This is a genomic window from Streptosporangiales bacterium (genome assembly GCA_009379825.1).
GTDB lineage: Bacteria > Actinomycetota > Actinomycetes > Streptosporangiales > WHST01 > WHST01.
Map to the genome: position 1 here is coordinate 20396 of WHTA01000010.1, position 18941 is coordinate 39336.

At 71.8% G+C, this 18941-nt stretch carries 22 protein-coding genes; 14 read left to right on the forward strand and 8 right to left on the reverse strand.

Annotation, left to right across the window (positions count from 1 at the left end; genetic code table 11):
• Window positions 1–42 precede the first annotated feature (42 nt).
• Together GEV07_07400 and GEV07_07405 are read left to right on the forward strand one after the other, a co-directional pair.
• Complete coding sequence (locus tag GEV07_07400; protein ID MQA02541.1) at window positions 43–534, forward strand: YajQ family cyclic di-GMP-binding protein; 492 nt, start codon at window positions 43–45, stop codon at window positions 532–534.
• 139 nt (window positions 535–673) lie between these two features.
• On the forward strand, window positions 674–1567 hold the full coding sequence (locus tag GEV07_07405) for a hypothetical protein (protein MQA02542.1): 894 nt from the start codon (window positions 674–676) through the stop codon (window positions 1565–1567).
• A 234-nt stretch (window positions 1568–1801) separates the two neighbouring features.
• Here the strand turns inward: GEV07_07405 and GEV07_07410 are convergent, their stop codons facing one another.
• Window positions 1802–3475: an alkaline phosphatase gene (locus GEV07_07410; GenBank protein MQA02543.1), complete on the reverse strand. Its 1674-nt coding sequence runs from the start codon at window positions 3473–3475 to the stop codon at window positions 1802–1804.
• A gap of 241 nt (window positions 3476–3716) precedes the next feature.
• On the opposite strand from GEV07_07410, the gene GEV07_07415 reads away from it, so the two are divergent.
• From GEV07_07415 to GEV07_07460, 10 genes are all read left to right on the forward strand, one after another.
• Window positions 3717–4172 carry a CHRD domain-containing protein gene (locus GEV07_07415; protein MQA02544.1) on the forward strand — a complete coding sequence of 152 codons (456 nt, stop codon included), beginning with the start codon at window positions 3717–3719 and terminating at the stop codon, window positions 4170–4172.
• 43 nt (window positions 4173–4215) lie between these two features.
• Window positions 4216–4803 (forward strand): LacI family DNA-binding transcriptional regulator, encoded by a 588-nt coding sequence (locus GEV07_07420; protein ID MQA02545.1) that lies wholly within the window; start codon window positions 4216–4218, stop codon window positions 4801–4803.
• Window positions 4804–4893: 90 nt separating this feature from the next.
• Complete coding sequence (locus tag GEV07_07425; GenBank protein MQA02546.1) at window positions 4894–5964, forward strand: hypothetical protein; 1071 nt, start codon at window positions 4894–4896, stop codon at window positions 5962–5964.
• A 67-nt stretch (window positions 5965–6031) separates the two neighbouring features.
• A complete protein-coding gene (locus GEV07_07430) occupies window positions 6032–6838 on the forward strand; it encodes an MBL fold metallo-hydrolase (protein ID MQA02547.1) in 807 nt (268 codons plus the stop codon).
• 37 nt (window positions 6839–6875) lie between these two features.
• The gene (locus GEV07_07435; protein ID MQA02548.1) at window positions 6876–7718 is read left to right on the forward strand and encodes an SDR family oxidoreductase; all 843 of its coding nucleotides are present in this window, start codon (window positions 6876–6878) and stop codon (window positions 7716–7718) included.
• Window positions 7715–8629: an NAD-binding protein gene (locus GEV07_07440; GenBank protein MQA02549.1), complete on the forward strand. Its 915-nt coding sequence runs from the start codon at window positions 7715–7717 to the stop codon at window positions 8627–8629. The genes GEV07_07435 and GEV07_07440 overlap by 4 nt, the downstream gene beginning before the upstream one ends.
• Entirely contained in the window at window positions 8626–9021 is a 396-nt protein-coding gene (locus tag GEV07_07445) for a cupin domain-containing protein (protein MQA02550.1), read from the forward strand. Before GEV07_07440 ends, GEV07_07445 begins: the two co-directional genes overlap by 4 nt.
• On the forward strand, window positions 9018–9410 hold the full coding sequence (locus GEV07_07450; GenBank protein ID MQA02551.1) for a 4-carboxymuconolactone decarboxylase: 393 nt from the start codon (window positions 9018–9020) through the stop codon (window positions 9408–9410). The genes GEV07_07445 and GEV07_07450 overlap by 4 nt, the downstream gene beginning before the upstream one ends.
• A complete protein-coding gene (locus tag GEV07_07455; GenBank protein ID MQA02552.1) occupies window positions 9403–10341 on the forward strand; it encodes an NAD-binding protein in 939 nt (312 codons plus the stop codon). The genes GEV07_07450 and GEV07_07455 overlap by 8 nt, the downstream gene beginning before the upstream one ends.
• Window positions 10338–11036, forward strand: coding sequence for an FCD domain-containing protein (locus tag GEV07_07460; protein MQA02553.1), 699 nt, complete (start codon window positions 10338–10340; stop codon window positions 11034–11036). The genes GEV07_07455 and GEV07_07460 overlap by 4 nt, the downstream gene beginning before the upstream one ends.
• Here GEV07_07460 and GEV07_07465 read toward each other — a convergent pair.
• Window positions 11020–11880, reverse strand: coding sequence for an alpha/beta fold hydrolase (locus tag GEV07_07465; protein ID MQA02554.1), 861 nt, complete (start codon window positions 11878–11880; stop codon window positions 11020–11022). The two genes, GEV07_07460 and GEV07_07465, sit on opposite strands and share 17 nt — an antisense overlap.
• A gap of 63 nt (window positions 11881–11943) precedes the next feature.
• Between GEV07_07465 and GEV07_07470 the strand changes: the two genes are divergently transcribed.
• Both GEV07_07470 and GEV07_07475 read left to right on the forward strand, forming a co-directional pair.
• The gene (locus GEV07_07470; protein MQA02555.1) at window positions 11944–12552 is read left to right on the forward strand and encodes a TetR family transcriptional regulator; all 609 of its coding nucleotides are present in this window, start codon (window positions 11944–11946) and stop codon (window positions 12550–12552) included.
• Window positions 12553–12641: 89 nt separating this feature from the next.
• Window positions 12642–13208, forward strand: coding sequence for a hypothetical protein (locus tag GEV07_07475; protein MQA02556.1), 567 nt, complete (start codon window positions 12642–12644; stop codon window positions 13206–13208).
• A gap of 9 nt (window positions 13209–13217) precedes the next feature.
• Here GEV07_07475 and GEV07_07480 read toward each other — a convergent pair whose 3' ends face one another.
• From GEV07_07480 to GEV07_07505, 6 genes are read right to left on the reverse strand one after another with little or no spacing between them, the layout of a single operon-like run.
• Window positions 13218–13424, reverse strand: a complete 207-nt coding sequence (locus GEV07_07480) for a KTSC domain-containing protein (protein MQA02557.1) — start codon at window positions 13422–13424, stop codon at window positions 13218–13220.
• Between the two features lie 18 nt (window positions 13425–13442).
• On the reverse strand, window positions 13443–14207 hold the full coding sequence (locus GEV07_07485; GenBank protein MQA02558.1) for an adenosylcobinamide-GDP ribazoletransferase: 765 nt from the start codon (window positions 14205–14207) through the stop codon (window positions 13443–13445).
• A complete protein-coding gene (cobA, locus tag GEV07_07490) occupies window positions 14204–15961 on the reverse strand; it encodes a uroporphyrinogen-III C-methyltransferase (GenBank protein MQA02559.1) in 1758 nt (585 codons plus the stop codon). Before cobA ends, GEV07_07485 begins: the two co-directional genes overlap by 4 nt.
• A 5-nt stretch (window positions 15962–15966) precedes the next feature.
• A complete protein-coding gene (gene cobT / locus GEV07_07495) occupies window positions 15967–17094 on the reverse strand; it encodes a nicotinate-nucleotide--dimethylbenzimidazole phosphoribosyltransferase (GenBank protein MQA02560.1) in 1128 nt (375 codons plus the stop codon).
• A complete protein-coding gene (locus GEV07_07500; protein ID MQA02561.1) occupies window positions 17019–18050 on the reverse strand; it encodes a threonine-phosphate decarboxylase in 1032 nt (343 codons plus the stop codon). Before GEV07_07500 ends, cobT begins: the two co-directional genes overlap by 76 nt.
• Window positions 18040–18936, reverse strand: a complete 897-nt coding sequence (locus tag GEV07_07505; protein ID MQA02562.1) for a hypothetical protein — start codon at window positions 18934–18936, stop codon at window positions 18040–18042. The genes GEV07_07500 and GEV07_07505 overlap by 11 nt, the downstream gene beginning before the upstream one ends.
• Window positions 18937–18941: the final 5 nt, after the last annotated feature.

Consider the following 18941-nt stretch of genomic DNA (forward strand, 5'->3'; position numbering starts at 1 on the left):
TCGATAGCCTGACAGGCAGTTCGAGAATGCAAGGGGGGTCCGGTGGCCGACTCGTCGTTCGACATCGTCAACAAGGTCGATCGTCAAGAGGTCGACAACGCCTTGAACCAAGCGGCCAAGGAGATCTCGCAGCGCTACGACTTCAAAGGTACGAACGCGTCCCTCGCGTGGTCGGGTGAGAAGCACATCGAGATCCGGGCGAACAGCGAGGACCGCGCGAAGGCGGTGCTCGACGTGTTCCAGACCAAGCTGGTCAAGCGCGGCGTCTCGTTGAAGACCCTGGACGCCGGCGACCCGCAGCTGTCCGGCAAGGAGTACCGGCTCGGCTGCGACCTCACCGAGGGCATCTCGCAGGAGAACGCGAAGAAGCTCACCAAGCTGATCCGCGACGAGGCCCCGAAGGGCGTGAAAGCCCAGATCCAGGGCGACGAGCTCCGCGTCTCGGCGAAGAAGAAGGACGACCTGCAGACCGTCATCTCCCTCATCAAGGAGAAGAACTTCGACTTCGCCGTACAGTTCGTGAACTACCGCTGAGCCGACGCAGCACCACTACATCGGCCACCGCTGCCGATGTGAGAGCAACAATCCGCCCCGCCGATGTGGAACCATTTCCCGGACCTGCCGCGTCGGCCGGTTGTGCAGCCGACGACGGCCACGCCGTCCCGTCCGAAAGGTGCAAGCACGGTATGCCCGAGTTGACACGAAGTTCCCCGAGCTCCAGGGGCCGCTGACACTGCGGGTGGGCGCGCTGCAGCAAGCGGGCGGTGACGCACCCGTATCGGTGGTAACGGATCCGGGGATCTCGTCGCCACAGCTGACGGTCCGCGGGTCACAGGAGGACCTCGACCAGGTCTCGCTCGACACTCGTGCCGGCCGTCTCGGCGTCTCCCTCCCGGGCAGCTCCGGTGGCGGGATCAACATCACCGGCGGGACCGTCATCGGGAACATCTCCGGCGGTGCGATCTCGATCGGTCGCAACAACTCGATATCCATCGACGGCGACATGCATATCGGCGGCGTCAGCGGCCGCACCATCGTCAACGGGGTCGACGTCACCGACTACGTCCCAGCAACCTGGCGGAGCCGCGGGGCGCGAGCCGATGTCCCTCGAGGCCCGCATCCCGCCGGGCTCCTCGGTCGAGGTCGACCTCAAGAACCCAGCGGTGCGCCTCGATGGCAGTTCCGTGGCATCGACGTCCACAACCATACCGGCGACATCCAGGTACAGGGCGAGTTCGGCGCCGGAAGAGTCCAGTCGCACACCGGCAGCATCTCGGTCGGCAGCGTGACGGGCAACGCCAACCTCCGCACCCACACCGGCAACATCCACGTCGAGCACGCAGATCCCGCCAACGGCCTCGACATGCGGACGCACACCGGGAACGTCATCTACCGCGTCGGCAGCCTCGACGCGCTCAACAAGATCCAGGGACGCACCCACACCGGCAACGTCACGCACGGCACCAGCGCGCGGGCATCGGCCCAGCGACCACAGAACCGGCAGCAGGAACGACCTGGTGAACGTGGTTCACCACACCGCGGCCGGTTCGACGGCAGGTCGTGGTGACCACGACTGCCTAGTCCCTCAGCTGCCGACCGCTTCGGCGGCGGGGTCTGTCATCATCGCGCTCGTGTTGAGTGTGCGGGTGATGTGTCCGGCGGAGCGGACGCGCTGCAGCTCAGCATCAACCTTGCCGGCATCGTCGCGGCGGGTTCGGTCACGCTGCTTGTGCAGCACGTGATCTGGTCGACGGTACGTACGGCTGCGCGCGGCACGGCAGCACGCCGGCTGACGACGCGCTCAGTGCCACTTCCGCGGGTCGGTCCAGCCGGTGCTCAGCGGCAGCGGGCCGCCCGGTCCCATCTCCGGGTCGCCGCGTAGGCGCAGCAGCGGCCGCGGTGCGACGTCGCGTACCTCGACGCCCGGGCGGCCGGACTCCACGACGAACGTCGCGTACGTCCCTCCGTCCGCCTTCGGCTGGGTGACGCTCGAGACGACACGCAGCTCCGTGGTCAGCTGGTCCTTGTCGGCGTGGCACAGCAGGAAGCCGCGCTGGTGGTCGATGAACTTCCAGTGCGGGCTCTTCGCCTTGATCGGGTCGAAGATGCTGTGGAACGCGGCCAGGTCCGGGTTGCCGCCGGACGAGATGGACGTGCCGGTCAGCTCCGCACCGACGACCGGCGACTTCTCGTCCTCGAAGTCCGGCCGCAGGTCGCACACCCAGGTGGAGTGCCGGTCACCGGTCATGAAGACGACGTTCTGCGCGTCCGCCTCGTGCAGTGTGGACAGCAGCCGCCGCCGCTGCACCCGGTACCCGTCCCAGTTGTCGAGGTCGTACAGCAGGTCGCGGCCAGGCAGCCGGTCGTTCTGCGCGATCATCGCCTGGTTGGCCACCAGGTTCCACGTCGCGGACGTGTCGGTGAGCCGGTCGAGCAACCACCTCTCCTGCTCCTTCCCCGTGATGCTCAACGCCGGGTTCTTCGCCTCCTGCAACGTCCGCGGCTGGTCGCTGCGGTACTGGCGGGTGTCGAGCACGCTGACCCGGACGTGCCGGCCGAACCGCAGCCCGCGGTACAGGCGCATGGCGGCGCCGTGCGGGTGCGCGCGGTAGCGCAGCGGCATGTGCTCGAAGTACGCGCGCATCGCGGCCTTCCGCCGCTTCCTGAACTCCTTGTGCGACTGGTCGTCCGGGTCCTGCGGCACGTCGGCGGCGTAGTTGTTGTCCACCTCGTGGTCGTCGAACGTGACCACCCACGGTGCGTTCGCGTGGGCGGCCTGCAGGTTGGGGTCGGTGCGGTACTGCGCATACCGGTTCCGGTACTGCTCCAGCGTCATCGGCTCGCCGTCGCCCTCGTGCTGCCGCACGTACTCCTTCTTGTGCGGCTTGCTCTCGTAGATGTAGTCGCCGAGGAAGAAGACCACCGCGACGTCCTGGTCGGCCAGGTGCGCGAGCGGGGTGAAGTAGCCGTTCTGCCAGTTCTGGCAGGACGCCACCGCGAACCGCACCGGCGTCGCCGCGTCGTGCGGCGGCGCCGTCCTCGTACGACCGACCGGGCTCACCCGGTCGCCGGCGCGGAACCGGTAGAAGTACTCGCGGTCCGGGTCGAGGCCGCCGGCCTCGACGTGCACGCTGTGCGCGTACTCGGGGCGCGCGAACTCGGTGCCGCTGGCCACCGGGCAGGTGAACCGCTCGTCGCAGGCGACCTGCCACTGCACCGGCACCGGGCGGTCCGGCATGCCGCCGCCGTGCAGCGGTTCCGGCGCCAGCCGGGTCCACAGCACGACGCTGTGCGGCTCCGGGTCCCCGGACGCGACGCCGAGCGTGAACGGCTCGCCGCGCAGCCGCGGGTTCGCCACGCTCTGTGCGGCATGTGCCCAGGACGGCGCCAGGGTCGCCGTCGCCGCACCTACGAGCACTGACCCCGCCGTCGTGATGAACCGCCGGCGGCTGGTCAACGCGGAAGATCCGGTCATCGCTGGCACCTCGTCCAGAAGCGAATCTGGGGTCGGTTCCAGCGGAGTCCGGCCAAGTGACCGGGAAGACGACCGAAAGCGAAGCGTAGGCGGCCAGTTGCAGAACGTAAGGGCGGACGCTGCCTGCTCGCGTCCAGTCGGCGAACCGCACGTGTCGCCGCGAAGAAGAGCAGCCGACATGAACCGTCCGGCCCCCGGAGCCGTTGTGCCGGGTACCGGGGGTAGCCGCAGGAGGTAAACCATGCGCAGGACCGTCGGAATACTCGCCGCCGCCCTACTCGGGGCAGCCCTCGCCGTCGCTCCCGGAGTGGCCGGTGCCGCCCCGGGCGGGGCGCCGGCCATACCGCTCAACCCGGAGCAGGAGACGCCGCCCGCCGTCAGCGACGGCAGCGGGTTCTTCTCCTACACCGTCGACGGCGACGAGCTATGCTACACGCTCGAGGTCAGGGACCTGACCGCCGCGCCGGTGGCGGCGCACATCCACGTCGGACCGCGGAACGTCGCCGGGCCGATCGTCATCGGCCTGACCACGCCGCCCGCCGCGACCAGCACCGTCAGCGCGTGCCTGACCGCCGCCGAGGGCGGCGAGATGACGCCGGCCGAGCTGGCCGCGCTCGTGGACGACCCGCGTGCGCACTACGTCAACGTGCACACGCCGATGTTCCCCGGCGGGGAGGTGCGTGGCCAGCTCAAGTGAATCCGCTAGGCTGCCGGAGAATTTCACGTTAATATGAATTCTCATGAAAGCAGGGCGGCCGTACACGATGACCGCGCGCGCCGAGGCTGCGGCTGAGACGAAGCAGCGCATCCTCGACGCCGCGGTGCGTGCCCTGCAGGACACGTTCAGGTCCGACATCCGCCTGGAGGACGTCGCCGCCGCCGCGGGCGTCAGCGTGCAGACGGTGCTGCGGGTGTTCGGCCGGCGGGCCCGGCTGATCGACAGCGCGATGGCGGCCGTCGTCGCACAGATCGGCGCGGGGCTCGACCAGGCGCCGCCCGGCGATGTCGACGCGTCCGTCACGGCCTGGTTCGACCACTACGAACGCTTCGGCGACCTGGTCGTGCGCAACCTCGCCGACGAGTCCGACCCGGCGGTCGCCTACCTCGTCCGCACCGGCCGCAGCAGGCACCGCCAACGGGTGCAGCGCCAGTTCGCGCCGCAGCTCGCTGACGTCCCGTCAGGTGAGCGCGCCCGGCTGGTCGACGCACTCGTCTGCGCCTGCGACGTCTACACCTGGAAGCTGCTGCGCCGCGACATGGGCCGATCCCGGCGTCAGGCCGAGTCGACGATGCGGCTGACCATCACTGCACTGCTCGGCGGTCGTTGACATGCGCTTCACGTTCACCACCTGGTACGGCGCGGGCAACCAGGTACCGGCCACCGGGGTGGCACAGGAGTTGGCGGCCCGTGGCCACCAGTGCGCTTCGCCGGTTACACCGGCCAGCGGCAGCACTTCGAGAGCCGCGGTTTCGCGTTCACCGTGCTGGAACGCGCGAACGCCGCGTACCGCGTGGACGAGCCACCGGAACGAGTGATGGCCGCCCTCGTGGAGGGCGTCTGGGCGTCCCCCGAGCACCTCGCGGACGTTGCCGACCTGTCCGCCGACCAGCCGTACGACGCGCTGGTCGTCGACTGCACGATGTTCGGCGTGCTGGCCGCCGCGGAGAACGCGACCACGCCGACCGCCGTGCTCGTACATAGCGCACCGGGTGCGATCCTGCCGCCGCACGGATGGGGCGAATCAATGATGCTCGGTGCGGTCAACCAGATGCGGCAGACCGCAGGCCTGCCCGACGTGGACACCGGTTGGGCGACGTGGACGCCGTTCCCCGTGCTCGCGACGAGCATCCGCGACCTCGACCCGCTGGCAGCGCAGGCGCCGGCGTCGTTCGGCTACGTCGGGCCGGTGTCAGAACGGACCCGGCCGTCCGGCGACGCGCTCCCGTGGCAGCCCGGCGACCGGCGGCCCCTCGTCGTGGCCAGCTTCTCCACCGGCTACGCGTGGGACCAGCGGTCGCGTATCGAGCGCACGCTGCACGCGCTCGCCGACGGCGACGGCTACCGGGTGCTCGCGCTCACCGCGATGGCCGACACCGCAGGGCTCGACGTACCGCCCAACGCCGCGCTGCGCACCTACCTGCCGCACACCGAGGTGCTGCCTGAGGCCGCCGTCGTGGTGACGCACGCGGGACACGGCACGGTGACGGCGGCGCTCGCGCACGGCGTGCCGCTGGTGTGCCTGCCGAACCCGGCCGCGGACCAGCCTGCGCTGGCCGCGCGGGTGGCGGCGCTCGGCGCCGGCATCGCGCTCGACGGCGAGACCGCCACCGCGGACGAGATCGGCGCCGCCGTACACACGGTAGGTACGGACCCGAGCTACCGGGCCGCGGCGGAGAAGCTCGCCGCAGCCATCGCAGGAGCACCGGGCGCCGCCGGCGCGGCCGACACCCTCGAGCACCTCGCGGCTACCCGCGACCGCGGCGATTGACCGAAGTTATACGACCGTCATACAATCCGTTCATCGGACGAGGGACGCCGTCGTAGATGTGGATCGCATGCCGGAGCCAGCGCAGCCGCCAGCGGGCGGCACGTACGAGGTCATCGCGGTCCGCTACGGCACCCGCACGTCGGCCAAGAGCGAGAACTACCTCAACTACCACCTGTACGGCGAGCCGGACGCCGACGTCACGATGGCGTACTACTTCTGGATCGCGCGCAACGCCGACCGCACCGTGGTCATCGACACCGGTTTCGACACCGCCGTCGGGGTGCGCCGCGGCCGCACCTCGCTGATCGAGCCACGCTACGCGCTCACCGCGCTCGGCGTCGACACGGTCGACCAGGTGGTGGCCACGCACGGGCACTACGACCACATCGGCAACCTCGACCTGTTCCCCACCGCCGAGGTCGTCGTGGACAGGCGCGAGTACGAGTTCTGGCACGGCCCTTACGGCGACCGGCTGCTGTTCGCTGCGCCGACCGAGCTGGCCGAGCTCCGCCAGCTCACGGCGATCCGCGACGAGGGCCGGCTGACGCTGACCGGCGAACGCCACGACGTGGCACCGGGCATCGAGGCCGTGCGCGTCGGCGGCCACACCCCAGGTCAGCTGGTGGTGACCGTCGCCACGGCGGACGGCACCGCGATCCTCGCGTCGGACGCCGTGCACTTCTACGAGGAGTACGAGCTCGGCCGCCCGTTCTCCGTCATCGCGGACCTGGAAGAGATGTACCGCGCCTACGACCTGCTCGCGGAGATGAGCCAGGACCGGGGCCGGGTGCTGATCGCCGGGCACGACCCGGCGGACGCCGACAGGTTCGGGTTGGTCGACCCGAGCTTCGACTTCGCGCTGCGTATCGGTTGACCCGGCGCACGCGACAACGACAACCGGGAGGCCGACTGTGACGCGATCGTCGTTGGCGGGCAAGGTCGCCGTCGTCACCGGGGCGGCGCGTGGTCTGGGTGAGGCGAGCGCCAGGCGGCTGGCCGCGGAAGGCGCCTCGGTAGTGGTCGTCGACACCCACGGCGCCGGGGCGGAACGGGTGGCCGCAGAGCTGCCGTCCGCACTCGCGGTCGAGGCCGACATCGCGGACGAGGCGGCGGTCGACGCGTACGTCCGTGCGGCGGTGGACCGGTTCGGCCGCATCGACCTGCACCACCTGAACGCCGGCATCTTCGGCACTTTCGACGCGCTCCCGGACATCGACGTCGCCGACTTCGACCGCGTCCTGGCGGTGAACCTGCGCGGCCCGTTCCTCGGCGTGCGGGCCGCCTTCCGGCAGTACCGCGAACAGCGCAGCGGCGGCGCGATCGCGCTCACCGCGTCGATCGCGTCGTTGCGCGGCAGCGCCGACCTGCTGCCGTACCAGACGTCGAAGCACGGCGTGCTCGGCATCGTGCACGGCGCCGCGGTCTACGGCGGGCCGCTCGGTGTGCGGGTGAACGCGGTCGCGCCCGGCATCGTGCCGACCGAGCTATTCGCGGCCGGCGGCACCGACCAGGCCGGCGGTGGCTCCGACATGGCCAGGCGCGCCAGCACCACACCGCTGCGCCGGGCCGGCACGGCCGACGAGATCGCGGCCGTGGCGGCGTTCCTGCTCAGCGACGACTCGGCGTACATGACCGGCGAGGTGGTCTCCGTCGACGGCGGCGCCGCCGCGGTCAACACCGTGCGCCCGTCCGGTGGCGCAGGAGCGTGGGACACCGCCGCCATCGACGGCGGCCAGGGAGCGAGGCGGACATGACACAGACACCGATCGGCTTCATCGGGCTCGGCAACATGGGCGGCCGGATCGCGCGCCGCATCGTCGACGCAGGACGCCCGGTACTCGGCTACGACCCGGCGCCGGGTGCGGCGGAGGCCGCAGGCGCGACCGCTGCCGCGTCGGTGGCCGAGGTCACCGCGAACGCCGACTGCGTACTCATGTCGTTGCCGGACAGCACGGCGGTTGAGTCCGTGATGCGCGGCGCCGACGGCGTCGTTGCGCACTGCCGCAGCGGCCAGGTCGTCGTCGACCTCACCACCGCCGACCCCAGCTCGACGGTGGCCCTGCACGCCGAGCTCGACGCAGCGGGCGGCACGTACGTCGACGCCGGTGTGTCCGGCGGCGCGTCCGCGGCGGAGAAGGGCACATTGACGATCATGGCCGGCGGACCCACGCAGCTGCTGGACGAGCTGGCCTGGCTGTTCGAGCCGTTCGCCTCTGCCGTGCACCCGATGGGCGGGCCGGGTGCCGGGCACACCGCCAAGCTGCTGAACAACTTCCTCAACGCGGTCAACCTGGCGGCGACGGCCGAGGTGATGGTGGCCGGGCGCAGGGCCGGGCTCGACCTGAAGACGCTGCTCGATGTGATCAACACCAGCAGCGGCGTCAACTTCGCGTCGCTCAACAGGTTCCCGCGTATCATCACCGGTGACTACCTGGAGGGCGGGCTCACCGGCGCGCTGATGCTGAAGGACGTCAAGCTCTACGTCGAGCTGCTTGGCGACCTCGGGGTCCCGTCGCTGAACTCCGCAGGACCCATTGCGAGTTTCGGCCTGGCCAACAGCCAGGGTTACGCCGACCTGATCAGCAACCGCGTCGTCGACGCGCTCGGTGATCTGGCCGGCGGTGTACGTGTCCACGACCGAGCAGGGGGAGTTGACAACCCATGAAGATCGTCCGCAACAGCACTGCCGGCCGGCCGTCGGAGCAGCGCTCCGACACCTTCACAGGAACGGTGTGGGCCGACCCGGTCATGCCGACGACCGACGACACGACGATCAACAACGTGTTCTTCTCCCCCGGTGCCCGCACCCACTGGCACACCCACGAGCGCGGGCAGGTGCTGCACGTCGTCGCCGGCAGTGGACTCATCTGCTCGGCTGGCGGCACACCCGAGCAGATCGGCGTCGGCGACACCATCTGGATCCCCGCCGGTGAGCGCCACTGGCACGGCGCGAACGAGGACAGCTACCTGTTGCACACGGCGGTCTCGTTGGGTACCACCGCGTGGGCGGACGCGGTCAGCGACAGCGAGTACGGCGCGGAGCGGGGCGATCGATGAGTCAGCACAACGGTTCCGACCGCTTCGAGCGCGGTCTCGCCACCCGTAAGGAAGTGCTCGGCGCCGAGCACGTCGAGCGGTCCCTCGCGCAGGCGAGCGACTTCGCGCAGCCGGTGCAGCAGCTCGCCACCGAGTACTGCTGGGGCGAGATCTGGACCCGGCCAGGCCTGGAACGCAAGACCAGGAGCATGCTCAACCTGGTGATGCTCACCGCGCTGAACCGGATGCACGAGCTCGGCGTGCACGTACGCGGCGCGGTCGCCAACGGCTGCACGGCGGAGGAGATCCGCGAATGCCTGTTGCAGGCGACGGTCTACTGCGGCATGCCGGCCGGCCTGGACGCGTTCCGGGTCGCGGAGCGCGTACTGAACGAGCTGGCCGATGAGTGACGAGTCCGACCTGAGCACCGTCGGGTTCGTCGGCCTCGGCAACATGGGCGCCGTCATGGCGGCCCGCCTGCTCGACGCCGGCTACCCGGTACGTGGCTACGACACGTCGACCGCCGCCATGACGGCGCTCGGCGAGCATGCCGGCGCGGTGTGCGTGCCGACAGCCGCCGACGTGGCCGAAGGCGCGTCGGCCGTCATCCTCATGCTGCCGGACTCCGACGTCGTCGAGCGCGTACTGCTCGACGACGGGCTGCTCGACCGGATGGCCGCAGGCGCCATCGTCGTCGACATGAGCTCCTCTGAGCCCGCGCGTACCGTCGAGCTCGCGCGGCGCGCGGGAGAACACGGCGTGCGCTTCGTGGACGCACCCGTCTCGGGCGGCGTCACCGGTGCGCGTGCCGGCACGCTGTCGGTGATGGTCGGCGGCGACGCTGCCGACGTACGGCGGTGCGAGCCGATGTTCGGCGTGTTCGGCAGCAACGTCGTACACGTCGGGCGCAGCGGCGCCGGGCACGCGATCAAGGCGCTGAACAACCTGATGTCGGCGACCCACCTGCTGGCCAGCTCGGAGGCATTGCTCACCGCGCGGGAGTTCGGCATCGACCTGGAGGCGGCGCTCGGCGTCGTCAACGGGTCCACCGGGCGCAGCGGCTCCACCGAGTACAAGTGGCCGTCGTTCATCCTGCCGGGCAACTTCGCGTCCGGCTTCGCCATGCGACTGATGCTGAAGGACGTCCAGATCGGCCTCGGCCTGTGCCACTCGCTCGGCATGCCCGCGCAGCTGTGCGAGAGCACCGCCGCACTGTGGCAGCGCGCCGCCGGCGAGCTGCCCACCGACGCCGACCACACGGAGATCGCCCGCTGGCTGGAGGGCCTGCGCGACCTCGCCGACGAGGGCGACGCGGAGTCCTCGCATAGGATCTCCCCGTGAGTCAAGAGCCATCCGTCGCCTCCTGGGGTGCACCGAGCCTCGGCCGGGTCGCCGCGCCACTGCGCGAGCAGGTCACCGCGGTGCTCCGGCAGGCGATCCTCGACTTCGACCTCAAGCCCGGCCAGCGACTGGTCGAGCGGGAGCTGATCGAGCAGCTCGGCGTCTCGCGTACGACGGTCAGGGAGGCCCTGCGCCAGCTCAACGTCGAGGGCCTGGTCACGGTGATCCCGCAGAAGGGTGCGGTGGTCGCCACCCCGTCGCCTGAGGACGCCGCGGACCTCTACGAGGTGCGGGCGATGCTAGAGGCGATGACCGTACGCCGGTTCATCGCACGCGCCACGGACGAGCACTTCGGCCAGCTGCGCGCGGCGTTCGAGGACGCCGTCGTCGCGTTCGCGGACACCGAGAACATCCGCGCACTGCTTCGCGCGAAGGACGACATCTACGCCGTGCTGATGGCGGGCGCGGGGAGCAACCCGATCCAGGAGATCCTGGAGGGCCTGCAGGCCCGCGTACGCGCGCTGCGCGCCACCTCGCTGTCGCAGCCTGGCCGGCCCGCGCAGTCGATCAAGGAGCTGCGGCGCCTGGTCGAGGCGATCGAGGCACGTGACCCGGAACGCGCCGCACAGGTGTGCACCGAGCACATCAACAAGGCGGCCGCCACCGGCCTCAGCGCACTCACCGAGGAGAGCTGACCGCCGCGTCGGTGTCCGCGAGGAACTCGGCGATCGCGGCGGCAAGCCGGCTCGGCTGGTCCCAGGGCAGCAAGGTATAGCTGTCTGCGACCTCGACGTAGCGTGCGTCCGGCAGCAGCTCGGCCAGCCTGCGGCCGTGCGCCGGTGGCATCACGCGGTCCTCGCCTGCCCACCCGACCAACGCCGGCCGGTCGTAGTGCGGCAGCTGGGCCGCGGCCCACGAGGTGTCCCGGCTGCTCACCGCGCGCAGGAAGCGGCCGACGTCCCGTCGCACGCCGCGACTGCGGCGTACGGGGTCGAACCAGCGATCGGCCGCGGCCGGCGACAGCGGACGCTTCGCCATCCAGCCGAACGTGACCGGCAGCCGCCGCAGCGCCGCCGCGCGCAGCGTCTGCCCGGCGAGCCACAGCCCGCCGGGCAGGTAGGCGGCCGCCACGCAGGCCCGACCTGGCAGCCCGGGCGGGAAGTTCTCGAACGCGTCGCACGAGGTGAGCACCAGCCGCCGCACGACGTCCGGCCGCTTCGCCACCCACAGCTGGGCGAGCGCGCCGCCGGTGTCGTTGGCCACTACCGTCACCGCCGACAGCGCCAGCCGCTCGACGAGCTCGGCCAGCAGGTCGGCGAGGCCGAGCGGGGTGCAGTCGGCGTCCTCGTGCAGCGGCCGGCGGTGCGAGCCGAGCGGCAGCGTCGGGACGACGCACCGGTACGTGCCGGCGAGCTCGTCCACGACCGGCCGCCAGAGCGTCGCGTCGGTGAGCACCCCGTGCAGGAAGAGCAGCACCGGGCCGTCGCCGCCGGTGTCGAGGTACTCGACGGTGCCCGCGGGCAACGTGCCCTCGGGCATGTGGACCTCCTCTTCCCGGCCGGCTTCCGCGATGGGTAATCAATCGATTATCTTGATAATCCGATGATTACAGAGGATCGCGCGGCCGTCCAGGGCAGCACCCGCGAGCGACTGATCACCGCGGGCCTGAACCTGTTCGCCGAACACGGCTACCGGGCCACGACCGTCGGCCAGATCGAGCAGGCCGCCGGGCTGCAGCCGCGCCGCGGCGCCCTCTACCGGCACTTCCCGAGCAAGGAGGCGCTCCTCGTCGCCGCCGTGCACAGGTACCTCGACTCCGTGCAGGCCGGCAGGGACGAGTTCGTCAACCGTCCGCCGGGAGACGTCCGCACGGAAGCCGTGCTAGTCGGCCACTGGGTGCTCGCGGAGCTGGACGCACAACGTCAGATCTCGCACCTGCTCGAACGCGAGGGGCACCGGATCCCGCGCCAGCGCGACCTGTTCCGCGCCCAGGTGTCCGACCCCGGCTACCGCGCCATGGCGGAGCTGTTGAAGCGCTGGCGCGGCGGAGCCGACGACACCGACCTCGACGCACTGGCCGTCGCCGTGCTCGGCGCGATCGTGAACTTCCGGCGCTCCACCTGGACCTTCGGCGCACCGCCGCTCGACCGAACCGACGAGGAGTTCGTACAGGCGTGGGCCGACCAGTGCGCCCACCTCACCCGGCACTGAGCCAGGCTAATACCCCCTTGGGGTATTGGGTATCTCGTGCTACTGTCCTGCATACCCGCATGGCGCGGGCATAGCGCGAGGAGACTGCGATGACGGCACCGACGACCGCCAGCCCAGCCCGACCACTGCTGCGCCGCTGGCCCACCGTCGCCGGCCTCGCCTTCGCCGCGTTCGTCGGGTTCGACTCCGGCGGCGGCGCGGATCTCGCCCCGGTGCTCGCCGCGGCCGCCGTCGTCTATCTCGGCGCGGCTGCCCTAGGCAAGCACGGCGCGGCCTGGCCGCTGTTCTTCGGCACCGTGGTCGTGATCACCGTGACAAGACTCGTCGACGACCGCATCGAGCCGACCTGGCTGCTGTTCGGTGCCGGAGCGGTGCTGTTGGTGTACGGCCTGCTGCGCGGCGCGCTCCGACCGGTTTACGGGTTGCCGCTGCAGACACTGGCGCTGCTCGCGTACGGCGCGGTCGCCGCGGTCGGGCTGCTGCTGCACCCACCGCTCGGCGCCTACCTGGTGGCGCTCGGCCTGCTCGGCCACGCGGCCTGGGACCTTTACCACTTCCGTACCAGCCGGGTGGTGAGCCCTTCGCTGGCCGAGTTCTGCCTGGTACTCGACGCCACGCTGGCCGTCGTCATCGTCGCCTTGACGGCCCTCGGCTGACCCGGCGGGTCAGGCGACGCGCTCCCAGTCGTAGGTGTCCCTGATGTGGTCGTTGAAGTAGATGCCCTGGGAGTCCGCGTTCAGCAGGTGGACGTAGACGTGCTCGGGCACGCCGACGTACCGGTACACCGCGCCGCTGCGGAACTCCACCTCGAGCACGCCGCGGGCGTGGCCGACACTGGCAAGCACGCTCGACCCGACCGGCACCCGCTGCATGCCACCAGGCTGGCCCGCTCAGCTCAGCAAGGCAAGGGTGACGAGGGTGGTCGTACTCACCGTCTCCACCACAGCGCCGTAGACATCGCCGGTGACGCCGCCCAGCCGCCGCACCGCGTACGCGCGCAGCAGCGCACCGGCCAGCAGCCCGGCCGAAGCGGCGACGGCCAGCCGCCAGCCGAGCGCGACCGCACCGAAGATGCCGGGCAGCGCCGCCAACGCCACCACGGCCACCGCGTACGCGTACCGCACCACGCGCGGCACTGCACCGGTGACCAACGCGCCGAAGCCGTCCGTCCGCGCACCCGGCGCACCCGTCGCCAGCACCACGCCGACCCGCGCTGCCACCGCAGACGCGCACAGCGCGGCCGCCGCCCACCAGATCGGCACCGCGGCGAGCGCCACCACCTGACACGCAAGGGCGAAGCCCAGCGCCACCACGCCCATCGGCCCGATGTCGGAACGTCGCATGATCGCCAACGCGTCGCTCGCCGGCCGCCGGCTGCCGAGGCCGTCGGCGGTGTCGGCCAGCCCGTCCAGGTGCAGCGCGCCTGTGGCCACGGCGAGCAACCCGACGGCGAGCAGGCCGGCGAGCAACCGACCTGGAGTGCCGTCCACGGCGACCCGTACGCCCACGAGCACGGCTGCGCTCCCGGCAGCGAGCAGCACCCCGACGACCGGCAGGCACAACACCGCCCGCTTCGCATCGACGCGGCGCACCTCCACCGGCCCGGCCACCGGCAGCACGGTGAACAGGCTCAGCGCCGTACGCAACGGACTCATCGCAGCCTGCGGGGCACACCTGCCGTGCACAGCCACACCTGCTGGCACTCCGCCGCGATCCGCGCGTTCAGCCGGCCGAGCTCGTCGCGGAACCGGCGCCCGGCGTAGGTGCCAGGCACGACCCCGGAGCCCGCCTCGTCGCTGACCGCCACCACGTGCCTGGTCGTCTTGCGCCAGGCGGCGACCAGCGCGTCGACGCGTTCCTCCACGGCACGGTCGGCGTCCGGGTCGCGTCGCCAGGCACCGCACTCGTCCAGCACCGCGGTGAGCCAGGTAGCCAGGCCGTCGACGAGCAGCGGCGGCTCGTCGACGGCGTCCAGCAACGACACCAGGTCGAGCGTCTCGACCGTCGTCCAGCCGGACGGCCGGCGCTCCTGGTGTAGCCGCACCCGCTCCGCCCACTCGGCGTCGTCCGGTGCGGGCGCCGGCCCGGTGGCTACGTACGCCACCTGCTCGCGCCCGGCGAGCAACCGCTCTGCCGTCGCCGACTTCCCCGACCGCGCACCACCGAGCACCAGCACGCGGTCGGCGGAGGTGCGTTCCTGGCCCGTGGTCGAGGCGAACCCAGCCACATCGCCGATCACCACCACCGCAGGGTTGGCGATCTCCGCGGCGTCGGCGGCGGCCACGAACTCGCCGAGCGGCGCCGTCACCACCCGCTGCCGCGGTGTGCAGCCCTCCACGACGCATGCAGCCGGGGTGTCCGCGGGCATCCCGGCGGCACGCAACGAGTCGACGATCGCCGCGAGGTTCTCCACGGCCATCAGCAGCACCAGGGTGGTGCCGCACTTCGCAAGTGCGGCCCAGTCGACCTGGCTACGCGGATCGTCAGGCGGCACATGGCCGGACACGACCGTGAACCCTTGTGTCACGCCACGATGGGTGACCGGCACCCCGGCCGACGCGGCCGCCGCGACCGCGCTCGTCACGCCGGGTACCACCTCGACCGGCACATCGGCGTTCGCGCAGGCGATGACCTCCTCGAGGCCACGGCCGAAGACGAACGGGTCGCCGCCCTTCAGCCGCACGACCCGGCGGCCCGCCCTGGCGTGCTCGACGAGCGCCTCGTTTATGCGTTCCTGCCGCATCCCTGCCGCACGCGGCACCTTCGCCGCGTCGATCACCTCGACCCCGGACGGCAGCTCGTCGAGCACGTCGTGCGGGGCGAGCCTGTCGGTGATGACGACGTCCGCCGCCCGCAGCAACTCCTTGCCCCGCACGGTCAGCAGGCCGGGGTCACCAGGCCCGCCACCGACGATGGCCACCCCGCCCGGCTCGTTGTCACGGCTCTCGCTCACGGACTCGTGCACGAGCTCGACGAACCGGTCGCGCAACGCCGCCGAACGCCGCGGCTCGCGCTGCGCGTTCACGGCGACCGTGACGCCGTCGGCGCGGCCCACCGCAGGTGTCCACGCGGCCGACGCGACGCCGTCGTCGGCGCGTACGCACCACAGCCGGCGGTCCTCCGCAGCAGCAGCCACGGTCGCGTTCACCTCAGGCCGGTCGGTGCACGCGAACGCGAACCAGGCGCCGTCCAGGTCGACCGGCTCGAACGCCTTGCGCGCAACGGTGATCACGCCGCGGTCGGCGAGGTCGGCCAGTGCGGGGGTCAGGTCGGGCGCGACCACACGAACGTCCGCACCGGCGGCGCGCAGGCCGCCCACCTTCCGCATCGCGACCGTACCGCCGCCGACCACGACGGCGAGCCGGCCACGTATCCGCAGCGACACCGGGTAGAGCAACTCGTCGTCCATCCGCCTCACCTCTTGTCAAGGACACCGGCGCTGTCGAACGTCGCCACGTCGCGCAGCACACCGGCCGCGGACTGCACCAGCGGCAGCGCGAGCACCGCGCCGGAGCCCTCGCCGAGCCGCAGGTCGAGGTCGAGCAGCGGCCGCAGGTCGAGCGCGGCCAGCGCGTGCCGCGCACCCGGCTCGACCGAGACGTGCCCGGCGATGAGCGCGTGCACGACGTCGGGCGCGAGCGCGTGCGACACCAGCGCCGCGGCGACGACGGTGACGCCGTCGAGCACCGCTGGCACCCGGTGTGCGGCCGCCCCGAGCAGGAACCCGGCGATCGCCGCGTGCTCAAGCCCGCCGACCGCGGCCAGCACGCCGACCGGGTCGTCGGGATCCGGCCGGTGTGTCGCCAGCGACCGCTCCACCACCGCGACCTTGCGCGCCCAGGCCGCCTCGTCCACGCCCGCACCGTGCCCGGTCACCTGCTGCACGGGCACGCCGGTGCAGGCCGCGACCAACGCGGCGGACGGCGTGGTGTTCGCGATGCCCATGTCGCCGGCCAGCAGGCACCGGTTGCCGGCGGCCACCAGCTCGCGCGCGGTCTCGATGCCCACCTCGACCGCCCGTACGGCCTCGGCGCGCGTCATCGCAGGCTCGACGGCGATGTTCCCCGTGCCCCGGCGTACGTTGCGGCGCAACAGGTCCGGCGCGTCCGGCAGCTCGGTGGCCACCCCGACGTCGACGACGCTCACCGAGGCACCGCACTGTGCGGCAGCCACGTTGACGACGGCGCCGCCGGCAAGGAAGTTCGCCACCATCTGCGCGGTCACCTCCTGCGGCCACGCGGTGACGCCTTCGGCGTGTACGCCGTGGTCGCCGGCGAACACCGCGATGGCCGCCGGTTCTGGCAACGGCGGCGGGCACTCGCCGGCGAGCACCGCGAGCCGCACGCCCACGTCCTCCAGCGCACCGAGCGACCCCCGCGGTTTGGTCAGCTGGCCGTGCCGCTGCCACGCCTCCGCCTCGACGGCCGGGTCAGGGGCGGCGATCGCCGCAATCGTCCGGTCCAGCGTCACCGGAGCACCTCCGACAGGGTCTGGACGAACGACTCGGTCACCCCAGGCTCCCTTACGGCGATGCGCAACCAGTCCGGGCCGAGGCCAGGGAACGTGTCCCCACGACGTACGGCGAAACCCCGCTGCCGCAAGGCCTCCCGCACGCCCAGGCCGTCGCGCACCCGCAACAGCACGAACGGCGCACGCGGCACTCCGACCACCTCGACGCCGGGCACGTCGCGCAGCAGGTCGAGCAGGTACTCCCGGTGCGTCACGGCGACCCGTGCGGTCGCGTCCGCCTCCGCGACGGCGGCAGTCGTCGTGCACGCCTGCGCCGCGACAAGTGCCGGCGTCGACACCGACCACGGCGGCTGCACCTCGGCCAACCGCGTCACCAGGTCGACGGCGCCGAGCAGGTAACCCACCCGCAGCCCGGCCAACCCCCAGGTCTTCGTGAGACTGCGTACGACGAGCAGCCCGGGCACGTCGGTCGCGGCGGCGAGGCTCTCCGGCTCGCCCGGTATGGCGTCGAGGAACGCCTCGTCCACGACAAGCACCCGACCCGGCCGGGCGAGCGCCCGCAGTTCGTCCGCCGGATGCAGCACCGACGTCGGGTTGGTCGGGTTGCCGACCACCACCAGGTCGGCACCGTCCGGTACGTCGGCCGGCCGCAGCACGAACCCGTCGGCGGCGTCGAGCAGCTGCCGGTGCACGTCGTGCCCGGCCGCGCGCAGTGCGGCTTCGGGCTCGGTGAACTGCGGATGCACGACCACCGCGTGCCGCGGCTGCAGTGCACGGGCGATCAACGTGAACGCCTCGGCCGCGCCCGCGGTCAACAGCACCTGCTCCGCAGGCCGCCGGTGCCGCGCCGCCACCACCTCACGGGCGACGGCCGACCGCGGGTAACTGGCGAGCCCGTCCAGGCTGGCGGCGAGCTCCGCGCGCAACCAGGCCGGCGGCTGCTGCCTGCGCACGTTGACGGCGAGGTCGACGAGACCGGTGTCGAGCTCCGCGTCGCCGTGGTGGCGCAGGTCCACGTCAACCGACATGATGGTGCCCGTGTCCGTGGCCGTGCGAGTGCGCGGGGTCGTCCGGGTGGTGGTGCGGCAGCTGCGGTGCGCCCACCTTGTCCGCGAAGCCGGGCAGGGCGATGCGGTAGACACAGGTGTCGCAGTTCATCCTGATGTCACCGCCGACCGCCTCGTCGTAGCGTTCGAGCACCAGGTCGGCGAGCTCGTCGCAGTCGCCGATGAGGTCGGCCACCCGCACCTCCATCGCCTGGTCCGCTGCCGCGAACTCCTGTGACTGGGCGACGATGCGGTCGGGCAGCACTCCGGGGAAGAGGAAGTACGGCGCCACCACCACCCGCGACGCACCGAGCTTGCGCACCTTGTCCAACGCCGCGGGCACAGACGGCTCGGCCAGCGAGATGAACGACGGCTCCACGCCCGCGTAACCGCGCCCCTCCCACAGCAGCCTGGCGACCTTCGCGACCTCGGCGTTGGCGTCCGGGTCGGTGGAGCCGCGGCCGACGAGCACCACGTACGTGTCCGCGCGGTCGGCACCGTCGAGCGCGTCGTCGATACGTGCCGCGACGACGTCCTGCAGCACCGGGTGCGGCCCGAGCGGCCGGCCGTAGCGGTACCTCAGGCCCGGGTGCCGTACCTGCTCGCGGGCCATCGCGCCGGGGATGTCGCCCTTGCCGTGCCCGGCGGCCGTCAGCACCAACGGCACCGTCGCCACGTCGTGGTGCCCGGTGGCGACGACCTTCCCGACCGCGTCGGTCACCGGCGGCGGGGCGAGCTCGATGAAGCCGCCCTCCACCACAGGCACCCGGTCGGCCACCCGGGTGCGCACGCGGTCGATGAACGCGTGGAACTCGCGCACCCCCTTCTCGCTCTTCGTGCCATGCCCGACGATCAGCAGCGGCAGCATCTCGG

What these genes read in the sequence shown, in the direction of transcription:
- GEV07_07450 (MQA02551.1), top strand. Translation starts at nt 9,018, where the DNA reads ATGAGTCAGCACAACGGTTCCGACCGCTTCGAGCGCGGTCTCGCCACC.
- GEV07_07410 (MQA02543.1), bottom strand. Translation starts at nt 3,475, where the DNA reads ATGACCGGATCTTCCGCGTTGACCAGCCGCCGGCGGTTCATCACGACG.
- GEV07_07480 (MQA02557.1), bottom strand. Translation starts at nt 13,424, where the DNA reads ATGCAGCGGGTGCCGGTCGGGTCGAGCGTGCTTGCCAGTGTCGGCCAC.
- GEV07_07465 (MQA02554.1), bottom strand. Translation starts at nt 11,880, where the DNA reads ATGCCCGAGGGCACGTTGCCCGCGGGCACCGTCGAGTACCTCGACACC.
- GEV07_07485 (MQA02558.1), bottom strand. Translation starts at nt 14,207, where the DNA reads ATGAGTCCGTTGCGTACGGCGCTGAGCCTGTTCACCGTGCTGCCGGTG.
- GEV07_07415 (MQA02544.1), top strand. Translation starts at nt 3,717, where the DNA reads ATGCGCAGGACCGTCGGAATACTCGCCGCCGCCCTACTCGGGGCAGCC.
- GEV07_07475 (MQA02556.1), top strand. Translation starts at nt 12,642, where the DNA reads ATGACGGCACCGACGACCGCCAGCCCAGCCCGACCACTGCTGCGCCGC.
- GEV07_07500 (MQA02561.1), bottom strand. Translation starts at nt 18,050, where the DNA reads ATGTCGGTTGACGTGGACCTGCGCCACCACGGCGACGCGGAGCTCGAC.
- GEV07_07470 (MQA02555.1), top strand. Translation starts at nt 11,944, where the DNA reads ATGATTACAGAGGATCGCGCGGCCGTCCAGGGCAGCACCCGCGAGCGA.
- cobA (MQA02559.1), bottom strand. Translation starts at nt 15,961, where the DNA reads ATGGACGACGAGTTGCTCTACCCGGTGTCGCTGCGGATACGTGGCCGG.
- GEV07_07440 (MQA02549.1), top strand. Translation starts at nt 7,715, where the DNA reads ATGACACAGACACCGATCGGCTTCATCGGGCTCGGCAACATGGGCGGC.
- GEV07_07420 (MQA02545.1), top strand. Translation starts at nt 4,216, where the DNA reads ATGAAAGCAGGGCGGCCGTACACGATGACCGCGCGCGCCGAGGCTGCG.
- GEV07_07430 (MQA02547.1), top strand. Translation starts at nt 6,032, where the DNA reads ATGCCGGAGCCAGCGCAGCCGCCAGCGGGCGGCACGTACGAGGTCATC.
- GEV07_07445 (MQA02550.1), top strand. Translation starts at nt 8,626, where the DNA reads ATGAAGATCGTCCGCAACAGCACTGCCGGCCGGCCGTCGGAGCAGCGC.
- GEV07_07455 (MQA02552.1), top strand. Translation starts at nt 9,403, where the DNA reads ATGAGTGACGAGTCCGACCTGAGCACCGTCGGGTTCGTCGGCCTCGGC.
- GEV07_07505 (MQA02562.1), bottom strand. Translation starts at nt 18,936, where the DNA reads ATGCTGCCGCTGCTGATCGTCGGGCATGGCACGAAGAGCGAGAAGGGG.